Origin of the sequence: Salsipaludibacter albus, from assembly GCF_019798055.1 — a bacterium.
Classification (GTDB): domain Bacteria; phylum Actinomycetota; class Nitriliruptoria; order Nitriliruptorales; family Nitriliruptoraceae; genus Salsipaludibacter; species Salsipaludibacter albus.
Map to the genome: position 1 here is coordinate 1 of NZ_JAHOPH010000026.1, position 15,629 is coordinate 15,629.

Below are 15,629 nucleotides of genomic sequence, written 5' to 3' on the forward strand. Positions count from 1 at the left end.
GGCGTCGGGGGCGGCGGGCGGGTCGCGCGGGCGTTCCTGAGGAGCCGCGGGATCCGCCGTCAGGGGCCGTCGCGGACCACGCGCGGCGACGTGGCCGTTGACAATGGGAAGATATCTTCCTATTCTCTCCCCATGGGACGACGCAAGAAGGGCAGCCTGCTCGCGATCGAGGTGGACATCCTCGACGCGGGCCTCGCCCTGCGGGGGGCCGCCGACGAGTTCCACGGCTTCGAGCTCGCCAAGCAGATCGCGGGAGGATCCTCGGCGCGACGACTCACCTCCCACGGGACCCTCTACAAGGCGCTGGGGCGCCTGGAGGACCGCGGGCTGCTGGCGTCGCGCTGGGAGGACGCCGCACGGGCGGCCGACGCGGGACGTCCCCGCCGCCGCCTCTACCACGTCACCGGCGAGGGCGAACGCGTCCTGGCCGGTTGGCGCCGGACACAACGGGGCTCGACGGGGACCCTGCGCCCCGGGGTGCAGGGCCAGCCATGAGTGCGCGGGGGAGCGACGACGGCGGGTCCACCCGGGTCGAGTCGTTCGTCCTGGGCTGGGTTCGCCGCTACACGAACGGGCTCCCGCCGATCGCCGCGGAGCGGCGGGTCGAGGAGTTGCGCTCGGACTGCCACGAGCACCGGTCCTGGGGGCGCGAGGTCGGCGCGCCCGCGTGGGCCGTGGCGGTGTCGATGGCCACACGAACGATCGCCGGCATGCCGGCAGACCTGCACTGGAGACACACCCAACTCGCGACAGTTCGGGATCGGTCGCTCCGACGGAGAGGACGACCGATGGGTCGCTGGACACGAGACAACTGGTGGTTGGTGCTGGCCGCGCTGGCCGGGACCGCCCTGCTCTTCATCGGCGTGGGGCTGCCCCTCGAGGACCGCACCCTGGGTGCGGTCCTGGGTGGCATCGTCCATGCCGTCGCCGGCCTGGCGATGTTGGCCGGCATCGCCGTGCGTCGCCGTCCTGGGCGACGGGCCCTGGGCGACCTGATGATCGGCGTCAGCGCGCTGCCACTGGCGGCCTGGTTCTGGACGATCGTGGCGCCGCTGCTGGCCCTGGCGGTGATGATCCCGGCGTTCCGGGACGCCGCGGACGCCGGCACGACCAGCGAGACACCCGGTTCGGCCCGACCTGCCTGACCGGGGGCCGTGGCGGACGGTGGGGTGTCCGGGTCCGCCCGGGCACGATCCCGCCACCGTCCGCCACGTCGCGGCCACGTGCCGGGGTCTCGGCCACGGGACGGCGTCATCGGAGACGTCACCGGGAGAGGACGGACCATGGGCCGCATCGATCGACCGGCACTTCCGAGCCGCCCGCCACCACCCGCCGCGGTGCGTGCCGCGCAGGCCCTGCGTCGTGGGGTCGGTCGGGTGCACGACGGCATGACGCTCCCGGTGCTGCGGCTGCTCGAGCAGACGACGTCGCTGGTGGAGGTCCGTGCCACGGCCGCGTTCGCCCGGCTCGGCGTGGCCGACGTGCTCGGGGCCGACCGGCGCACGGCCATCGACCTCGCGACGGTGCTGGACGTCGACCCGGACGCCCTCGACCGGCTGCTGCGCTTCCTCGCGACCGTGGGGGTGGTGGACCGGGACGCCGACGCCTTCGCGTTGACGGCGATGGGCGACCTGCTGCGGCGGGACCATCCACAGTCGCTGCGGCCCTGGATCCTGTTCCAGGGATCGGCGTGGCAGTGGCACGCATGGGAGGAACTCGAGGCCGGGATCACGACACCCGACACGACCCCGTTCCACCGGGCGCACGGACGCGAGTTCTTCGACCACCTGGTGGCCGAACCCGCGGCCGGCGCCACCTTCGACGCCGCGATGGAGGCGACCTCGGGGCTGCAGGCCGAACTGCTCGTCGCTGCGCTCGACCTGGACGGCATCGAGCACGTCTGCGACGTCGGGGGAGGGACCGGGACGATGCTCGCCCGCCTGCTGCAGGGCCGTCCCGGGATGCGCGGCACCCTGTTCGACCTGCCGGAGGTGGTGGCCCGCGCGGGCCCGGTGCTGGACGTGCACGGGGTGGCCGACCGGGTCGAGGTCGTGGGCGGCGACATGTTCACCGCGGTCCCGCCCGGGGCCGATCGGTACCTGCTGTCGGCGATCGTGCACGACTGGAACGACGACCGGGCCGTCGACCTGCTCCGGGCGGTGCGGGCGGCCCTCGGCAGCGACGGGCGGGCGTGGGTCGTCGAGTTGGAGCTGCCCGACCACGACGGCGCCCGGCTCGAGCGTGCCTACGACCTGCTGATGCTCGTCCTCGGAGGTGGTCGTGAGCGCACCCGGGACGACTTCGCCTCGCTGTACGCGGCCGCGGACCTCGAGCACGTCGACGACACGGTTCTCGCCAACGGCTGGCACGTCCACGAGCTCGCCCGCACCCCCTGATCCTCCACGAGCTCGCCCGCACACCCTGATCCTCCACGCCAGCGACCCACCTGACCAGTCCCGTGGCGTTCGCCCCGCGTGCCGTCCGGGTGGAACGCCAGCCAGACCGGACGATTGGCCGTGGGCCTCGCTGATGGGCGTTCGTCCCGCGTGCCGTCCGTATGGAACGCCAAGGGGGAGGTTGGATCAGGTCCAGGGCACCACGGTGGCGGGGTCCACGGCAGGGAACTCAGCGGTCTCGACCGGCTCGAGCGGGGTCAGGGTGACCCAGCCGTCCAGGCACAGGGCGGTGTCGGATTCGGGCTCGCGTCCGCGCGAGCGATCGGTCACGTCCAGGTGCAGGCGCGATCCCGCCAAGTCGGCCGTGGCGACCCGGAAGTGTCCGAAGTGGTCGAGCCGCGCCCAGCGCGTCCCGCGGACCTGGTCCGGCGGGAGGGCCGGCACGTTGACGTTCAGGGCGGTGCGTGGCCGGTGGTCCAGCGCCCAGGCCACGACGCGCACGGCCACGGCCACCGCGGTGTCCCAGTGCCAGTCCTCCGCCTCGGGGTCGTCGTGTGGCCGGGTCGGATCGCGGGTCGGGGCCAGGCTGACCGCCACGCCGCCGCTGCCGAACGTGTGGGCCGTCAGCGCCGCCCCGACGGTGCCCGAGTGGATCACCGAGTGGCCGGTGTTCATCCCGGCGTTGATCCCCGACACGACCAGGTCGGGCCGGGCACCGAACGCGCCCAGCGCGGCCGACATCACGGCGAGACCGGGTGGTCCGGCCAGTGCCCAGCCCTCGACCGGGCCGACGTCGTGGCGTCGCAGGGCCACGTCCTCGTCGCCCTGGAGTCGTCCGATCCCGGTGCCGCTGCCACTGCGATTGTCCAGTGGCGCCGCCACCACGACGTCGTGGTCCTCCGCCAGGGCCACGGCGAGCCGTTGCAGTCCGGGCGAGTCGATCCCGTCGTCGTTGGTGACCAGCACCCGGGCGCGCCCATCGCCGGCGGCCGTCGGGCGGGTGTCGACGTCGATGTCCCGGCCGGTCCCGCCCCCACCGTTCGGGGTCGCCGTCACTCCCGGGTGCTCCGACCTGCCGGGGTCGCCGCTCACGACAGGGTCGTCACGGTGGCGCGGTCGGCGAGGGTGTCGACCAGGTCCGGGCTGGCACTGCCCAACCCGTGGCGCACGACGTTGGCCGCGCCGGCTGCCCATGCCAGCCGGACGGCCCGCTCGGTGTCGCCACCCCGGCGCAGGACGACGGCCAGCGCCGCGGTCATCGAGTCGCCGGCACCCGTGTGGTCGACCACCTCCAGCGCCGGGCCCTCGACCCGCAGTCGCCGCTCGGGCGTGTGGACCACGGCCGGGTCGCTGGAGCGTGACACGACGACCCGCTCGGCTCCACGATCGGCCAGGTCCGCCGCGACGGCCAGGATCTCCTCCTCGTCGGCGTCCTCCTCCAGGACCCCGTCGGCCACCAGGTCCTCGGCGCTGACCTTGAGCCAGTCGAGCCGACCGGCATCCAGCCACGCATCCAACTCGTCGCCGTGCAGGTCCCCGACCATGGCCACGTCCGACTCGGCGAGGTCGGACGCGAGCCGGGCGTAGAAGGCGGGTGGGACGTCGTCGGCGAGTCGGCCGGTGATGACGCACACCCCCGTGGCCAGCGCACGTTGCAGCATCCGGCCGTACAGCTCGTCGATGTCGTGACGGTCGAGCTCCGGCACCGGCGAACGCGCGATCTCCTGGCGTTCCCCGCCGCGACGGTCGTGGACGTAGGCCGGCGACGGCCGGTCGACGCGCACGGCGTCCAGCTCGATCTGCCAGTCCCGGACCAGGCCCTCCATGGCCATCCCGGTCTCGCCGCCCAGGGGCGCGCACACGACCGGTCGCTCGCCGAGGTGGGAGACCATGCGGGCCACCCAGACGGCCTGGCCACCGGCATGCAGGTGGATCTCGTCGCGCTCCTCGTGTCCGGCGTCCTGCTCGATGGTGATGGTGACGAACAGGGACGGGGCGAGGATGGCGATCGTCGGGTCGTGGTCCACGGAACCTCCGTGCGGGGCCGTCGCGGCGTGGGCAGGCGGTGCCGTGCCGGTGCGAGGGGTACCCGCTCGCCGTGGCCGACACGGCGTCCGAACGGCCCGGTCGTCACCGATCCGAGTGCTGGTCCCGTCGAACCCCTCGAGACCGGCCACGCCCGTGGCAGACTCGTCGTGGTCCCCTGACCCGGGGAAGACGTGACACGTCGACGAACGAAGGAGCACGTCCGATGAAGCCTCTGCAGACGATCGGACTCGCGAGCGTTGTGGTTGGGCTGGCACTCGGCGCCGGGTTCGTCTGGGCCTTCCGGACCCGGTACGCACCCGTCCAGGACCGGGTCCGGCGGTTCAACCGGGACGTGACGAACCAGCGGGTGCTCGAGCGCGCGGGGTCCGCCGGCGTGTCCGAGGCCGTCGTGCACCACCGGGGACGCACCACCGGGACGGCCTACCGGACCCCGGTCGTCCCGGTCCGGACCGACGCCGGGTTCGTCATCGGGCTGCCCTACGGCCCCGGCGCCGACTGGGTCCGCAACGTCCTGGACGCCGGGGGCGCGACCCTGGAGTTCGACGGCCGCCGTCACGACGTCGTGGGCGAGCTCGTCCCGGTCGCGGAGGCAGCGCAGTGGTTCGACCCTGGTGAGCAGCGGGTCCAGCGACTGTTCGGGATCGACCAGGTCCTGGTGCTGCACGACCGCCACGCCGAGACGTCGACCGGCAGTGCTGGCGACGACCGGGTGGACGTGGTCGACTGACCCACGGCCACGACGCAGGAGGCCCGATGGCCATCGACGAGGACCTGGCGAACCGCGTGCGCGAGGTGCTCGGTCGGACCGAGCTGCCGGTCCGCGAGCAACGGATGTTCGGCGGGCTCGCCTTCATGGTCCGCGGGCACATGGCGTGTGGGATCCTGGGCGAGGACCTGATGGTGCGGGTGGGCAAGGACGGCTACGACGAGGCCCTCGACCAGCCCAATGCCCGGGTCATGGACTTCACCGGCCGTCCGTCGACGGGCATCGTGTTCGTCGACGCGGAGGGCACGACGGCCGACGACGACCTGGCCGCATGGGTCGGGCGTGGCCTCGACCACGTCGCCACCCTGCCTCCCCGCTGACCTCGGCGCGTCAACGCGCCCCGGCGGGCCGAGGGTCCAGCGACGTCGGAGTGGACCCTCGCTCGCGGAGGCCGGTCGCACCGACCCCGATCGACCACGTCGCGAACAACATCCCTGCCGTGGCGAACACCGGGGTCAACTCCGCGTCCGGGAGGAGGACGGTCAGCGGGACCGAAACCGCGTGGAGGAGCCCCGCGACCACGGCGACGACCCCGAAGAGTCGGAACGTGTTCCCGTGTTCGCGGACCATGCGGGTGCCCATCCACGCGAACGCCAGGCCGCTGACGGGGTAGAGCACCAGCGCCAGTCCCACGTGGGTCCATGCCACCGGAGCGGGCGCCCCGGAGGCCAGGGCGGCGGAGTCGACGACCGATGCGAGGTGGAACACCGTCTCCACGACGTAGGCGGACATCGCTGCTGCGGTGACTCCCAGCGAGCGTTGGATGGCTGCGGGCCAGGCGTGGTCGCGATACGCGACCCACAGCCCGATGGTCAGCAGCGTCGTGCCGAGGACGATCAGGGTGTGCGACGGCACCCACGTGCTCGCCGCGGTCATCGTGGACAGTTCCTCGCGGAGGGTTCCGGAGGCATCGGCCCCCGGGTGCAGCAGCCCGCCTGCCAGGGTGGCGAGGCCGCCGACGACCAGGATGGTCCGCCAGCGGAGGAGTCGTGTGGTCGTCATGGTGGACCTCCCGGGGCCAGAGAGCGGCTTGACACCTGTCAAGTCGAGAAGTGAGTGTGCCCCCTATACTTGACACATGTCAAGTGCCCAGCCCGGACCCGTGCACGATCGCCGCGAGGAGATCCTGCACGCCGCGCGACGTCTCACCGAGGTCGACGGCGTGCCCTCCATGTCGCACCTTGCTCGCGAGGTGGGGCTGAGCCGGCAGGGCCTGTACCTGCACTTCTCCAGCAGGACGGCGCTGCTCCTGGCGCTGGTGGACCACGTCGACCGCCAGGAGGACCTGGACGCCGAGGTGGCGCGCCTGCAGGCCGCCCCCGACGGTGCCTCGGCGGTCCGCGCAGCGACGGAGATGCAGGCCCGGCGGAATCCGCGGATCGCGGCCTTCGCGCGGGTGCTCAACGCCGCACGGATCGAGGACGAGGAGGCTGCCGCCGCGTGGCGAGACCGCACGGCCGGACGTCGTCGTGGTGCCGAGCAGGTCGTCGATCGGCTGGTCGACGAGGGCGCCGTGCATGCCGACTGGGACCACGAGGACGCGGTCGTCCTGCTGTGGGAGCTGACGTCCTTCCCTGTCTGGGACGACCTCGTCAACGAGGCCGGCCTGGCCCCCGACCGCTACGTGCAACTCGTCACCGGGGTGGTCCTGGCCGGCCTGGCTGCCCCGCCCGGCGGAGGGTGACGAGCCACTCGACGCTCGTGCCCCCGAGGTCGTGCGGCGCGGGGCTCGTGCACCGCCGCAACGCTGTCCCTCGGAGCGTCATCCGTCGTCCTACCCGGCCTGGTGTCGCTGGGCGAGGTGGGACTCGACGTGGTCGAGACGGGCGCGGACGTAGGAGATCAGCAGCCCGACGAACACGAACATCGCCGGCTGGGCCACGGTCATGCGGCCCTGGACGAATCCGGCCCCGCCGACGCGGAGCAGGTGGTGTGCTTCCAGGACGATCGTGGCCAGCTCCGCCGTGGCCCAGGCAGCGGTCACGTGTGCGGCGACCCGCCGGTACCGGTGGTGCGTCGGCCCCAGGTGCCGGTACGGGGTGACCAGCGGGATCAGGTGGACCGCGGCAGGGACGGGCGTGAACGCCGTCGCACCCACGACCAGGGCGACGAGCGCACTCAGGGCGAGGCCACTGCCGAAGTACAGGAGGTCGGACCCCGTCACCACGCCGAGCAGGGTGCGCAGCGCGAGGTAGACGAGTTGGGCGGGGACGAGCACGCCCAGCCGTCGTCCGTTGCGCCGACCGACCAGGATGGCTGCCGCAGCCGCGACTGAGGCGGCGACCATCGCGACGGTCGCCCCGGCCGTGGCGTGGGCGACGAGATAGGCCAGGCTCGGCGCGAGGGCGAGGGCCACCGTGATGCGTGACGGGCGCTGCCCGGTCGAGACCGGCGAGGTGGCGAGGATGCGGGTGGCGATGCTGGTCACGTGCGGCTCGATCCGGCGTGGGCTGGAGAAGTCCAGCCTGGCGTGGCCCGGGTCGGCCACACAGTGGGATCGGTCAGGGCCTCGACGTGACGAACGTCACACGTGGTGTCTAGGGTCATCCGCCCGAGTGGCGCGACGCCAGTGTCCGGAGCGTCGGAGAACCAGGCGAGACCGAGGCGAGCATGTCCCAGAGCATCGAGTCCTCCGCGGTGGGGCACGACCACGAGCGGGAGCTGTGGAAGGAAGCCGTGACGATGTCGCTGTACGTCGCGATCTGCGTGCTGGCTGCGCTGACCGCGGTCGGTGACGACACCGTCGACCATGGCGACGTGGTGGAGGTCGTCTGGGGAAGCACCCTCGGCCTGGCACTCGCCCACTGGTTCGCGTTCCAGATCTCGGCCAGGTTGGCCGGGTCCGGGTCGGTGGCGCGACACGACGCCCAGAGCGCGCTCGCGCAACTCGTTGGCGCGGGCGCGGTGGCGCTGCTCGTCACCGTCCCCGTGCTCGTGCTGCGGGGCCCGGCGGCGTTCGGGATCGCCCGCCTCGTGCTCGCCATGTTCATCGGTGGAGTCGGCTACCTGGTGGCACGCAGCAGCGGTGGCAGCCGTCCCCGGGCCGTCCTGTACGGGGTGTCGGTCCTGGTGCTCGCACTCGTCGTGGCGCTCGTGAAGAACCTCCTCAGCGGCTACTGAGGCACACGGCGCCCTCGGTCCGCACATCGGACGCAGAGCCGTGTCTATGCTGCTGCCGAGGGGGGCCTACTCGGAGACCAGTCATGGCCACCCATCGGATCCATCCGTCCATCGGCGTCGCACGGCTCGGCAACAGTCCGGACGAGTTCTACCTCGCCCCCGAGGCCGTCGGCGGCCTCCCGATCGCGTGTGACGCCGCGGGCAACCCGGTCCTGGACGACGACGGCGAGGTCACCTTCGTCGAGCAGTTCAAGGACGGCGTCGGGCGGATCAAGCGGCAGGCTGCCAGGTTCCGGGTGTTCGCCGACACCGACGACGGACCGCAGCCGGTGGAGCTGGGCGACGAGGTCGAACGAATCACCTGGACCGTCCACATCGCCAACAAGAAGCCGATCTGGTTCACCTTCTCCGAGCTGCAGGGCGACCTCGAGTTCGGCCCGGACAACAGCTATGCGAACCAGGACATCCCGGTCAACAACTCCGATGTCGCCGGCGATGCCCGCAAGGCACTGATGATCGACCCCGGCCCGCGGAGCATCGAACGTCCCGGCGACGTCGTCGAGATGTCGAGCTCGACGATCCCGTCCAGCTACCGGTTCGGCTCCTTCCCGCCACGCTCCTCGGGTGGCACCCCGATCACCACGCTGGGCGAGCTGCGCATGGACGAGGCCGGCAACCTCGTGGCCCTGGGCGGCTTCGGGAACGTCGCCGGATCGGGCGACATCACCTCCTTCCGCGGCGCCAGCGGCTACCACGACGACATCGCCGACGGGGTCGTGCTGGCCACCATCCACCTCACCAGTGGCGAGACCATCGACGCCGAACCTGCCTGGCTGCTGGTCGGCAGCCCGAAGTACGCCCCGGAGCTGGTCAACATCACCACCCTGTGGGACACCGCCTACGACACCGCCGTCCGCTTCCTCGGCGCCGCACCCGACATCTACGACCCCCAGGCCGACACCGCCGCCGCGTTCGCCCCCGACGGTGGCTACACCCCCCTGGCCGGCTTCGACCCCGACCACGTCGTGGACTTCACCACCGACGTCGAGCCGATCCTCGAACGCATCGCGGACTACCGCTGGGTCGCCGACGTCCCCTACCTCAGCGACGTCGCCACCCCGGGGTTCGACGTCACCGACGCCTCCGATGCCAACCGCGCCAACCGCGAGCGGTTCTTCCGGCTGTTCCGGGTCCCGGTCCTGCCCGAGCACTACGACGACGTCGGCCCGTCGTTCCCCAACGGCCCCAACCAACTGTTCGCCGACTCGGGCATCCCGCTCCTGCCGCTCAACTCCGGCGACAACTCGGTCACCAACGACGGCCCGATCTACAAGTTCGAGACCCTCTCGGCCACCCAGTACTTCTTCCTCCACCAATGGGCGGTCGGGTCCTTCACCGTCGGGGAGGCAGACCGCGACGACGACCTGCCGACCCGGCTCGACCGGGCCGGCATCGGCAACTGCGTCGGCGCGCCGTTCTCGCCCGGCATCGAGACGACCTGGATCACCCGCAACGCCCCGATCTACGCCGCCCTGGCCCGCCTGAAGGTCGCGCACTTCGACGGCAGCAACGCCGACCTCGCCACCTACTACGCCGACAACGGGCTCAGCACGACCGCCGACGAGGCCGAGGGGCTGGGCTGCGAGCCGGGCGACCTCACCAAGCGCATGGCGATCCCGTGGCAGTCCGACTTCCAGGAGTGCACGGTCCAGACCCCCAACATCACCGACCCGCTCGTCAACCAGTTCGCCGACGGCACCGGGATCGAGGTCCCGCCTGCCTACTACGTCTACTGGTGGCCACCCCAGAGCCCGATGCACGTCGTGGCGGGCAGCCTCGAACCCGAGGACCAGGTCCTCGACGCGGTCGTGTCCCGCATCGACGGCCAACCGATCATCCCGGCCGGCCAGCGCGTCCCCTACCAGCGTGGCATCGCCTCGGTCCAGGACATGCTCGACAGCTGGAGCCGGCTGGGCTTCGTCGTCGACCGCGGCCCGGCCGACATGCCCTACTTCGTCGAGACCGAGCGCAACAGCCAGGCACTGGTCCAGATCCTGCTGAACGAGCAGGCCGCGGGCGGCTCGTGACCCGGTCGGCCGCGTCCGGTGCCCGTGCCGGACGACCCCTCGACGCCGACGTCGTGGTGCTCGGCGGTGGCCCCGGGGGCAGCGCCGCGGGCCTGACCCTGCTGAAGCGCGACGGCCTGGCGGTCACCATGGTCGAGGCGTCCGACTACGTCGCGCCGCGGATCGGCGAGTCGCTGACCCCGGGTGTGCGGCCCCTCCTGGAGTACCTCGACGTCTGGGACGCCTTCTCCGAGGAGCAGGCCCTGGACGCCTTCGGGTCCCGGGCGGCGTGGGGCTCGGCCACTCCTCGCGCCCTGGACTACCTGTTCACCGTGCACGGCAGCGGCTGGACGCTCGACCGCGCCCGGCTCGACCGGTTGCTGGCCGAGACCTTCCGGGCCCGGGGCGGCCGCCTCCTCACCCGCACCCGCTTCCTGGGCTGCACCCGCACGAGCGACGGCTGGGAGGTGCGGGTCCGCGTCGACCGCGACGGCCTCGGCCGCGACAGCGGCGATCCCGACGACCGGGGCGAGGAGCGGGTGCTGCGCTGCCGCTTCCTCGTCGACGCGACCGGGCGGCCCGCCCGGCTCGCCCGCTGGCTGGGGGTGGCGCGCACCGTCCACGACCGGTTGGTGGGGGTGGCCCGGGTCGGCACGCTCCCGCCCGGCCGCGACCAGGAGGCGGTCGTGCAGGTCGAGGCCTGCGCGTACGGCTGGTGGTACACCGCACCGACCCCCGGCGGCCGGCTCGCGACCGTGCTGATGAGCGACGTCGATCTGGTCCGCCGCGCCGACGCCGCCGACCCGGACCGATGGGAGGCACTGGCCGCCGACCTGCCGATGACCCGCGAGGGACTGGACGGGGTCCGGTTCGACGACGACCCGCGGGTGTTCCCGGCCGCCACGGCCAGCCTGCGACGGGCCGGTGGGGACGGCTGGGTCGCGGTCGGGGACGCCGTCGCCAGCCACGACCCGCTGTCGTCGACCGGCATCGCCCACGCGCTGGGCACCGGGACCCAGGCCGCGCTGGTGGTCGCGAACGCCCTGTTCGGCGACGGCCGGGCCCTGGCCGCCTACCAGCAGGCCGTGCGCGCCGACTTCGCCCGCCACCTGCGGACCCACTGGCAGGTCCACCAGGCCGAGGCGCGCTGGCCCGACGCCCCGTTCTGGGCGCGTCGCCGCACCCCCGTGACCCTCGCCCCCGACACGGTCGTGCCCGACGTGCTGCCGGTCGGTGACAGCACGTTCGACCACTCCGTGCACCTGGATCCTCGGCTGGCCCGCCGGCTGCACGCCGCCCTGCGTCCCGGCCGCACCGCCCACGAGGTCGTGGCGGCCTTCGCGGCCGACCATCCGGGGGTCCCGGACCAACGCATCATCCTGGGCGTGCAGGAACTGGTCGGCACGGACGCCGCACCATGACGCCCCCACCACCGGCACCGGCCACGACCACCGCGACCGCCGCGGCCTGGCACGACCGGGCCGCGTCGCTGCGTCCCGAGACCCGGCCCTTCGTGGGCGGCCGCCACGTCGCGCCGGCCACGACCGCGACGTTCGACGACCACGATCCCGCGACCGGCCGCCGCCTCGCCACCGTCCCGGCCTGCGGGGCCGAGGACGTCGACCGGGCCGTGCGGGTCGCCCGCGAGGCGTTCGCGCACGGTCCCTGGCCGCACACCCCGCCGGCCGAGCGCAAGCGGGTGCTGCTGCGCCTGGCCGCCCTGGTCGAGGAGCACCGCGAGGAGCTCGCACTGCTCGAGACGCTCGACGTCGGCAAGCCGATCCGCGACAGCCTCGGGGTGGACGTGCCGGCCGCGGCGCGCTGCCTCGCCTGGTACGGCGAGGCGGTCGACAAGCGCTACGGCCGGGTCGCACCGGTCGGGCCCGACGCGATCGCGACGATCACCCACGAGCCGATCGGCGTCGTCGGCGCGATCGTGCCGTGGAACTTCCCGCTGCTGATCACCTGCTGGAAGGTCGCGCCGGCGCTGGCCGCCGGCAACTGTGTCGTGGTCAAGCCGGCGGAGCAGTCCCCGCTGTCGGCCCTGCGGCTGGCCGCACTGGCGACCGAGGCCGGGCTGCCCGACGGTGTGCTCAACGTGGTGCCGGGCACCGGGGACGCCGGGAAGGCGCTGGGGCTGCACCCGGACGTCGACATGGTGGCGTTCACCGGCTCGACCGCGACCGGGCGTCGCCTGCTGACCTACGCCGCCCGGTCCAACCTCAAACGGGTCACCCTCGAGTGCGGCGGCAAGTCCCCGCAGGTCGTCCTGGCCGACTGTGGCGACCTCGACCGGGTCGCCGCCGCGGTGTCCCGCGGGATCTTCTTCAACCAGGGCCAGGTCTGCAACGCCGGCTCGCGCCTGGTTGTCGAGCCGTCGGTCAGGGACGAGCTGGTCGAACGGGTCGTGGCCCGTGCCCGCGAACTGGTCCCGGGGGACCCGCTCGACCCGGCCACCGAGCTGGGCGCGATCGTCGACCACGCCCAGCTCGACGGGATCCTCGACCACGTCGCCGGTGCCGAGGCGGCCGGCGCCCGCCTGCTGGTCGGCGGTGACCGGGCGCGCACCGACAGCGGGGGCAGCTTCGTCACCCCGGCGGTGCTGGACCGGGTGACGCCGGACATGGCGATCGCGCAGGAGGAGGTGTTCGGTCCCGTGCTGGTGGCGATCGACGCCGACGACACCGACGACGCCATCCGGATCGCCAACGACAGCCGCTACGGGCTGGCCGCCGGGGTGTGGAGCCGCGACATCGGCCGGGCGAACCGCGTGGCCGCCCGCCTGCGGGCCGGGATCGTGTGGATCAACGGCTTCGACAAGCACGACCTGTCGACCCCGTTCGGCGGCGTCGGCGAGACCGGCTCGTCCCGGGACAAGTCCTTGGCGGCGCTCGACGCCTACGGCGAGGTCAAGGTGACCTGGGCCGAGCTCACGTGAGCGCCCCGTCCGCCACGACCCTGACCGGGCCGGCGCTGGAGGCGGCCGCGGACCGGTTCGGCACGCCGCTGTACGCCTACGACCTGGACGGCGTGGCAAGGCGCCACCGGGAACTGGTGGCCGCGCTGCCCGACCGGGTCGACGTCCACTACGCGCTGAAGGCCAACGGCAGCCTCGCGATCGCGGCCCGGCTGGCCGACGTGGGGTGCGGCGTGGACGTGTGCTCGCGTGGCGAGCTGGCGGTCGCCGCTGCGGCCGGGTTCCCGGGTGTCCGGACCCTGTTCACCGGGCCCGGCAAGTCCGACCACGACCTCCACGAGGCGGTCGCCCGTGGGCTCCGCTGGGTCGTGGTGGAGTCCGTGGGCGAAGCACGACGGCTCGCTGCCGTCGCCACCGCGGCCGGTCGGCGACAGCCGGTGCTGGTCCGGATCGCGCCCCGGACACTGCCGTCCGGTGACGGGCTGGTCGTGGCCGTGCCGGGTGGCAAGTTCGGGGTCGACGAGGAGGAGGCGGCCGAGGCGCTGGCGACCGTCGCCGCGCTGCCGGGCCTGCGGCTGGAGGGCATCCACGTCTACGCCGAGTCGTGCGTGCTGGACGCCGGGCACATGCTCGCGATCAACACCCGGACGATCGCGCTGGCACGCGACCTGGCCGCCCACGACCTGCCGATCACCGTCGTCGACCTCGGTGGCGGGCTCGGCGTCCCGTACGGACCCGACGAACCGGCCTTCGACCTGGCGCGCTGGTCCGACGGGTTGCGCTCGCGGTGTCGCGACCTGCCGGCGGACTGGCGGCTGGTGGTCGAACCGGGTCGGTTCCTGGTCGCCGAGCACGGCACGTACGTCGTCACGGTGCTGGACGTCAAGACCGTCGCCGGCCGTCGGCACGTCATCGTCGACGGCGGGATCAACCAGCTGTACCGGCCGAACATGGCCCGGGCCAACCGCCAGGTCGAGGTGCTGGGCGCGTCGGGACAGGACGGGCCCACGGAGGTGGTGGCCATCGCCGGACCACTGCTGTCGGGCGAGGACGTGCTGGCCACCGACGTCGAACTGCCAAGGATCGACCCGGGCCGACGCCTGGCCTTCCGATCCTGTGGTGCCTACGGCTACGGCCACGGCATCAGCGGGTTCTCGGCCCACCCGACGCCGGCCGAGGTGGCGATCGAACCGGACGGCTCGGCGTGGGAGATGCGTCGTCGGGGTCGGCCGTCCGCCGCGCTGCGCGACCAGTCGGCCACACCGTCGGCCACGCCGGAGAGGACACCTGCCATGGACCGGACCACGAGCCACGCGCCATGAGGGTCGTCTTCCTGGGGTTCCAGACCTGGGGCCACGCGAGCCTGCAGGCGTTGCTCGGCGACCCCTGCCACACGGTGCCGTTGGTGGTCACCCATCCCCAGAGCAGCCACCCCTACGAGGCGATCTGGGCCGACTCGGTCGCCGACCTCGCCACCGCCGCCGGCATCGAGGTCGTCACCGCCCGCTCCGCCAACCTCGACGGCGTGCCGGAACGCATCGCCGCGGCCGCGCCGGACGTGCTGGTGTGCTCCGACTGGCGGACGTGGGTGGCCCCGGAGGTGCTCCGACTCGCCCGTCACGGGGGGGTCAACATCCACGACGGCTTCCTCCCCGAGTACGGCGGCTTCGCACCGATCAACTGGGCGATCAGCCGTGGCGAGGAGCAGGTCGGCCTGACCGCGCACTGCATGGACGAGGAGTTCGACCTCGGCGACGTCGTCGTGCAGCGTTGCCTGCCGGTCGCCCCCACCGACACGGCCACCGACGTGGCGCGGCGGGTGTTCGCCCTGCTCCCCGCCGTGACCCTGGAGGCGCTCGACCGCGTCGCCGACCCCGGCTTCCGGCCCGTGCCCCAGGACCGCGGCCGGGCGACCTTCTTCCACAAGCGCAGTGACCGCGACGCCCGGATCGACTGGTCGCTGCCGGCCGTCGAGGTCCACGACCTCGTCCGGGCGCAGTCCGATCCCTACCCCAACGCCCACGCCCGCCACGCCGGCCGGCGCCTGCACGTCAAGCGGGCCTCGTTGCCCGACCAGGCCTGGTGCGGCACGCCGGGCCGGGTGTTCGCCCGCGTCGGCGACGGTGTCGTCGTGCTGTGTGGCCCCGGTCGTGACGACCCGGGACAGGGACTGGTGCTCGAGGTCGTGCAGCCCGAGGGCGGCGACGCCATGCCCGCGGCCGCCTGGTTCCGGACCATGGGTGACTACCTCGACTAGGCCCCCCACGCCCGACTCGCCCCGACCCGCGCGACCCCGCGCGCACCACCCGCACCAC

General features: G+C 73.2%; 17 protein-coding genes. 12 read left to right on the forward strand and 5 right to left on the reverse strand.

The features are described 5' to 3' along the window. On the forward strand, positions 1–495 hold a 495-nt coding region (locus KR546_RS14125), incomplete at its 5' end, for a PadR family transcriptional regulator (protein ID WP_238445363.1). A 67-nt stretch (positions 496–562) separates the two neighbouring features. Here the strand turns inward: KR546_RS14125 and KR546_RS14130 are convergent. Further along, positions 563–712, reverse strand: coding sequence for a hypothetical protein (locus KR546_RS14130; protein ID WP_238445364.1), 150 nt, complete (start codon positions 710–712; stop codon positions 563–565). A 76-nt stretch (positions 713–788) separates the two neighbouring features. Here KR546_RS14130 and KR546_RS14135 point away from each other — a divergent pair, with 76 nt between their 5' ends. Both KR546_RS14135 and KR546_RS14140 read left to right on the forward strand, forming a co-directional pair. After that, positions 789–1,145 (forward strand): hypothetical protein, encoded by a 357-nt coding sequence (locus KR546_RS14135; RefSeq protein ID WP_238445365.1) that lies wholly within the window; start codon positions 789–791, stop codon positions 1,143–1,145. Between the two features lie 138 nt (positions 1,146–1,283). Beyond that, complete coding sequence (locus KR546_RS14140; protein ID WP_238445366.1) at positions 1,284–2,396, forward strand: methyltransferase; 1,113 nt, start codon at positions 1,284–1,286, stop codon at positions 2,394–2,396. 186 nt (positions 2,397–2,582) lie between these two features. Here the strand turns inward: KR546_RS14140 and surE are convergent, their stop codons facing one another. Together surE and KR546_RS14150 are read right to left on the reverse strand one after the other, a co-directional pair. Then, the gene (gene surE / locus KR546_RS14145) at positions 2,583–3,488 is read right to left on the reverse strand and encodes a 5'/3'-nucleotidase SurE (RefSeq protein ID WP_238445367.1); all 906 of its coding nucleotides are present in this window, start codon (positions 3,486–3,488) and stop codon (positions 2,583–2,585) included. Continuing rightward, a complete protein-coding gene (locus KR546_RS14150; protein ID WP_238445368.1) occupies positions 3,485–4,423 on the reverse strand; it encodes a 1-phosphofructokinase family hexose kinase in 939 nt (312 codons plus the stop codon). The genes surE and KR546_RS14150 overlap by 4 nt, the downstream gene beginning before the upstream one ends. Positions 4,424–4,647: 224 nt before the next feature. Here KR546_RS14150 and KR546_RS14155 point away from each other — a divergent pair, with 224 nt between their 5' ends. Together KR546_RS14155 and KR546_RS14160 are read left to right on the forward strand one after the other, a co-directional pair. Next, positions 4,648–5,172, forward strand: coding sequence for a nitroreductase/quinone reductase family protein (locus tag KR546_RS14155; protein ID WP_238445369.1), 525 nt, complete (start codon positions 4,648–4,650; stop codon positions 5,170–5,172). A gap of 26 nt (positions 5,173–5,198) precedes the next feature. Next, positions 5,199–5,531, forward strand: coding sequence for a TfoX/Sxy family protein (locus tag KR546_RS14160; RefSeq protein WP_238445370.1), 333 nt, complete (start codon positions 5,199–5,201; stop codon positions 5,529–5,531). A gap of 10 nt (positions 5,532–5,541) precedes the next feature. Here KR546_RS14160 and KR546_RS14165 read toward each other — a convergent pair whose 3' ends face one another. Further along, on the reverse strand, positions 5,542–6,213 hold the full coding sequence (locus KR546_RS14165; RefSeq protein ID WP_238445371.1) for a hypothetical protein: 672 nt from the start codon (positions 6,211–6,213) through the stop codon (positions 5,542–5,544). A 100-nt stretch (positions 6,214–6,313) separates the two neighbouring features. Here KR546_RS14165 and KR546_RS14170 point away from each other — a divergent pair, with 100 nt between their 5' ends. Continuing rightward, complete coding sequence (locus tag KR546_RS14170; protein WP_238445372.1) at positions 6,314–6,895, forward strand: TetR/AcrR family transcriptional regulator; 582 nt, start codon at positions 6,314–6,316, stop codon at positions 6,893–6,895. 90 nt (positions 6,896–6,985) lie between these two features. Here KR546_RS14170 and KR546_RS14175 read toward each other — a convergent pair whose 3' ends face one another. Continuing rightward, positions 6,986–7,639 carry a hypothetical protein gene (locus KR546_RS14175; protein ID WP_238445373.1) on the reverse strand — a complete coding sequence of 218 codons (654 nt, stop codon included), beginning with the start codon at positions 7,637–7,639 and terminating at the stop codon, positions 6,986–6,988. Between the two features lie 182 nt (positions 7,640–7,821). Between KR546_RS14175 and KR546_RS14180 the strand changes: the two genes are divergently transcribed. The 6 genes from KR546_RS14180 (at position 7,822) to KR546_RS14205 (ending at position 15,571) form a co-directional block, all read left to right on the forward strand. Next, complete coding sequence (locus KR546_RS14180; RefSeq protein ID WP_238445374.1) at positions 7,822–8,331, forward strand: hypothetical protein; 510 nt, start codon at positions 7,822–7,824, stop codon at positions 8,329–8,331. Positions 8,332–8,414: 83 nt separating this feature from the next. Then, a complete protein-coding gene (gene lodA, locus KR546_RS14185; RefSeq protein WP_238445375.1) occupies positions 8,415–10,418 on the forward strand; it encodes a CTQ-dependent lysine 6-oxidase LodA in 2,004 nt (667 codons plus the stop codon). After that, positions 10,415–11,818, forward strand: coding sequence for a tryptophan 7-halogenase (locus KR546_RS14190; protein ID WP_238445376.1), 1,404 nt, complete (start codon positions 10,415–10,417; stop codon positions 11,816–11,818). Before lodA ends, KR546_RS14190 begins: the two co-directional genes overlap by 4 nt. Beyond that, the gene (locus tag KR546_RS14195) at positions 11,815–13,335 is read left to right on the forward strand and encodes an aldehyde dehydrogenase (protein ID WP_238445377.1); all 1,521 of its coding nucleotides are present in this window, start codon (positions 11,815–11,817) and stop codon (positions 13,333–13,335) included. The genes KR546_RS14190 and KR546_RS14195 overlap by 4 nt, the downstream gene beginning before the upstream one ends. Beyond that, positions 13,332–14,636, forward strand: a complete 1,305-nt coding sequence (locus KR546_RS14200; RefSeq protein WP_238445378.1) for a diaminopimelate decarboxylase family protein — start codon at positions 13,332–13,334, stop codon at positions 14,634–14,636. The genes KR546_RS14195 and KR546_RS14200 overlap by 4 nt, the downstream gene beginning before the upstream one ends. Further along, the gene (locus tag KR546_RS14205) at positions 14,633–15,571 is read left to right on the forward strand and encodes a methionyl-tRNA formyltransferase (protein ID WP_238445379.1); all 939 of its coding nucleotides are present in this window, start codon (positions 14,633–14,635) and stop codon (positions 15,569–15,571) included. The genes KR546_RS14200 and KR546_RS14205 overlap by 4 nt, the downstream gene beginning before the upstream one ends. Positions 15,572–15,629: the final 58 nt, after the last annotated feature.

Excerpts from the sequence above, each read along its gene's own strand:
- KR546_RS14130 (WP_238445364.1), bottom strand. The coding sequence starts at position 712 with ATGCCGGCGATCGTTCGTGTGGCCATCGACACCGCCACGGCCCACGCG.
- KR546_RS14135 (WP_238445365.1), top strand. The coding sequence starts at position 789 with ATGGGTCGCTGGACACGAGACAACTGGTGGTTGGTGCTGGCCGCGCTG.
- KR546_RS14140 (WP_238445366.1), top strand. The coding sequence starts at position 1,284 with ATGGGCCGCATCGATCGACCGGCACTTCCGAGCCGCCCGCCACCACCC.
- KR546_RS14155 (WP_238445369.1), top strand. The coding sequence starts at position 4,648 with ATGAAGCCTCTGCAGACGATCGGACTCGCGAGCGTTGTGGTTGGGCTG.
- KR546_RS14160 (WP_238445370.1), top strand. The coding sequence starts at position 5,199 with ATGGCCATCGACGAGGACCTGGCGAACCGCGTGCGCGAGGTGCTCGGT.
- KR546_RS14165 (WP_238445371.1), bottom strand. The coding sequence starts at position 6,213 with ATGACGACCACACGACTCCTCCGCTGGCGGACCATCCTGGTCGTCGGC.
- KR546_RS14180 (WP_238445374.1), top strand. The coding sequence starts at position 7,822 with ATGTCCCAGAGCATCGAGTCCTCCGCGGTGGGGCACGACCACGAGCGG.
- lodA (WP_238445375.1), top strand. The coding sequence starts at position 8,415 with ATGGCCACCCATCGGATCCATCCGTCCATCGGCGTCGCACGGCTCGGC.
- KR546_RS14195 (WP_238445377.1), top strand. The coding sequence starts at position 11,815 with ATGACGCCCCCACCACCGGCACCGGCCACGACCACCGCGACCGCCGCG.
- KR546_RS14205 (WP_238445379.1), top strand. The coding sequence starts at position 14,633 with ATGAGGGTCGTCTTCCTGGGGTTCCAGACCTGGGGCCACGCGAGCCTG.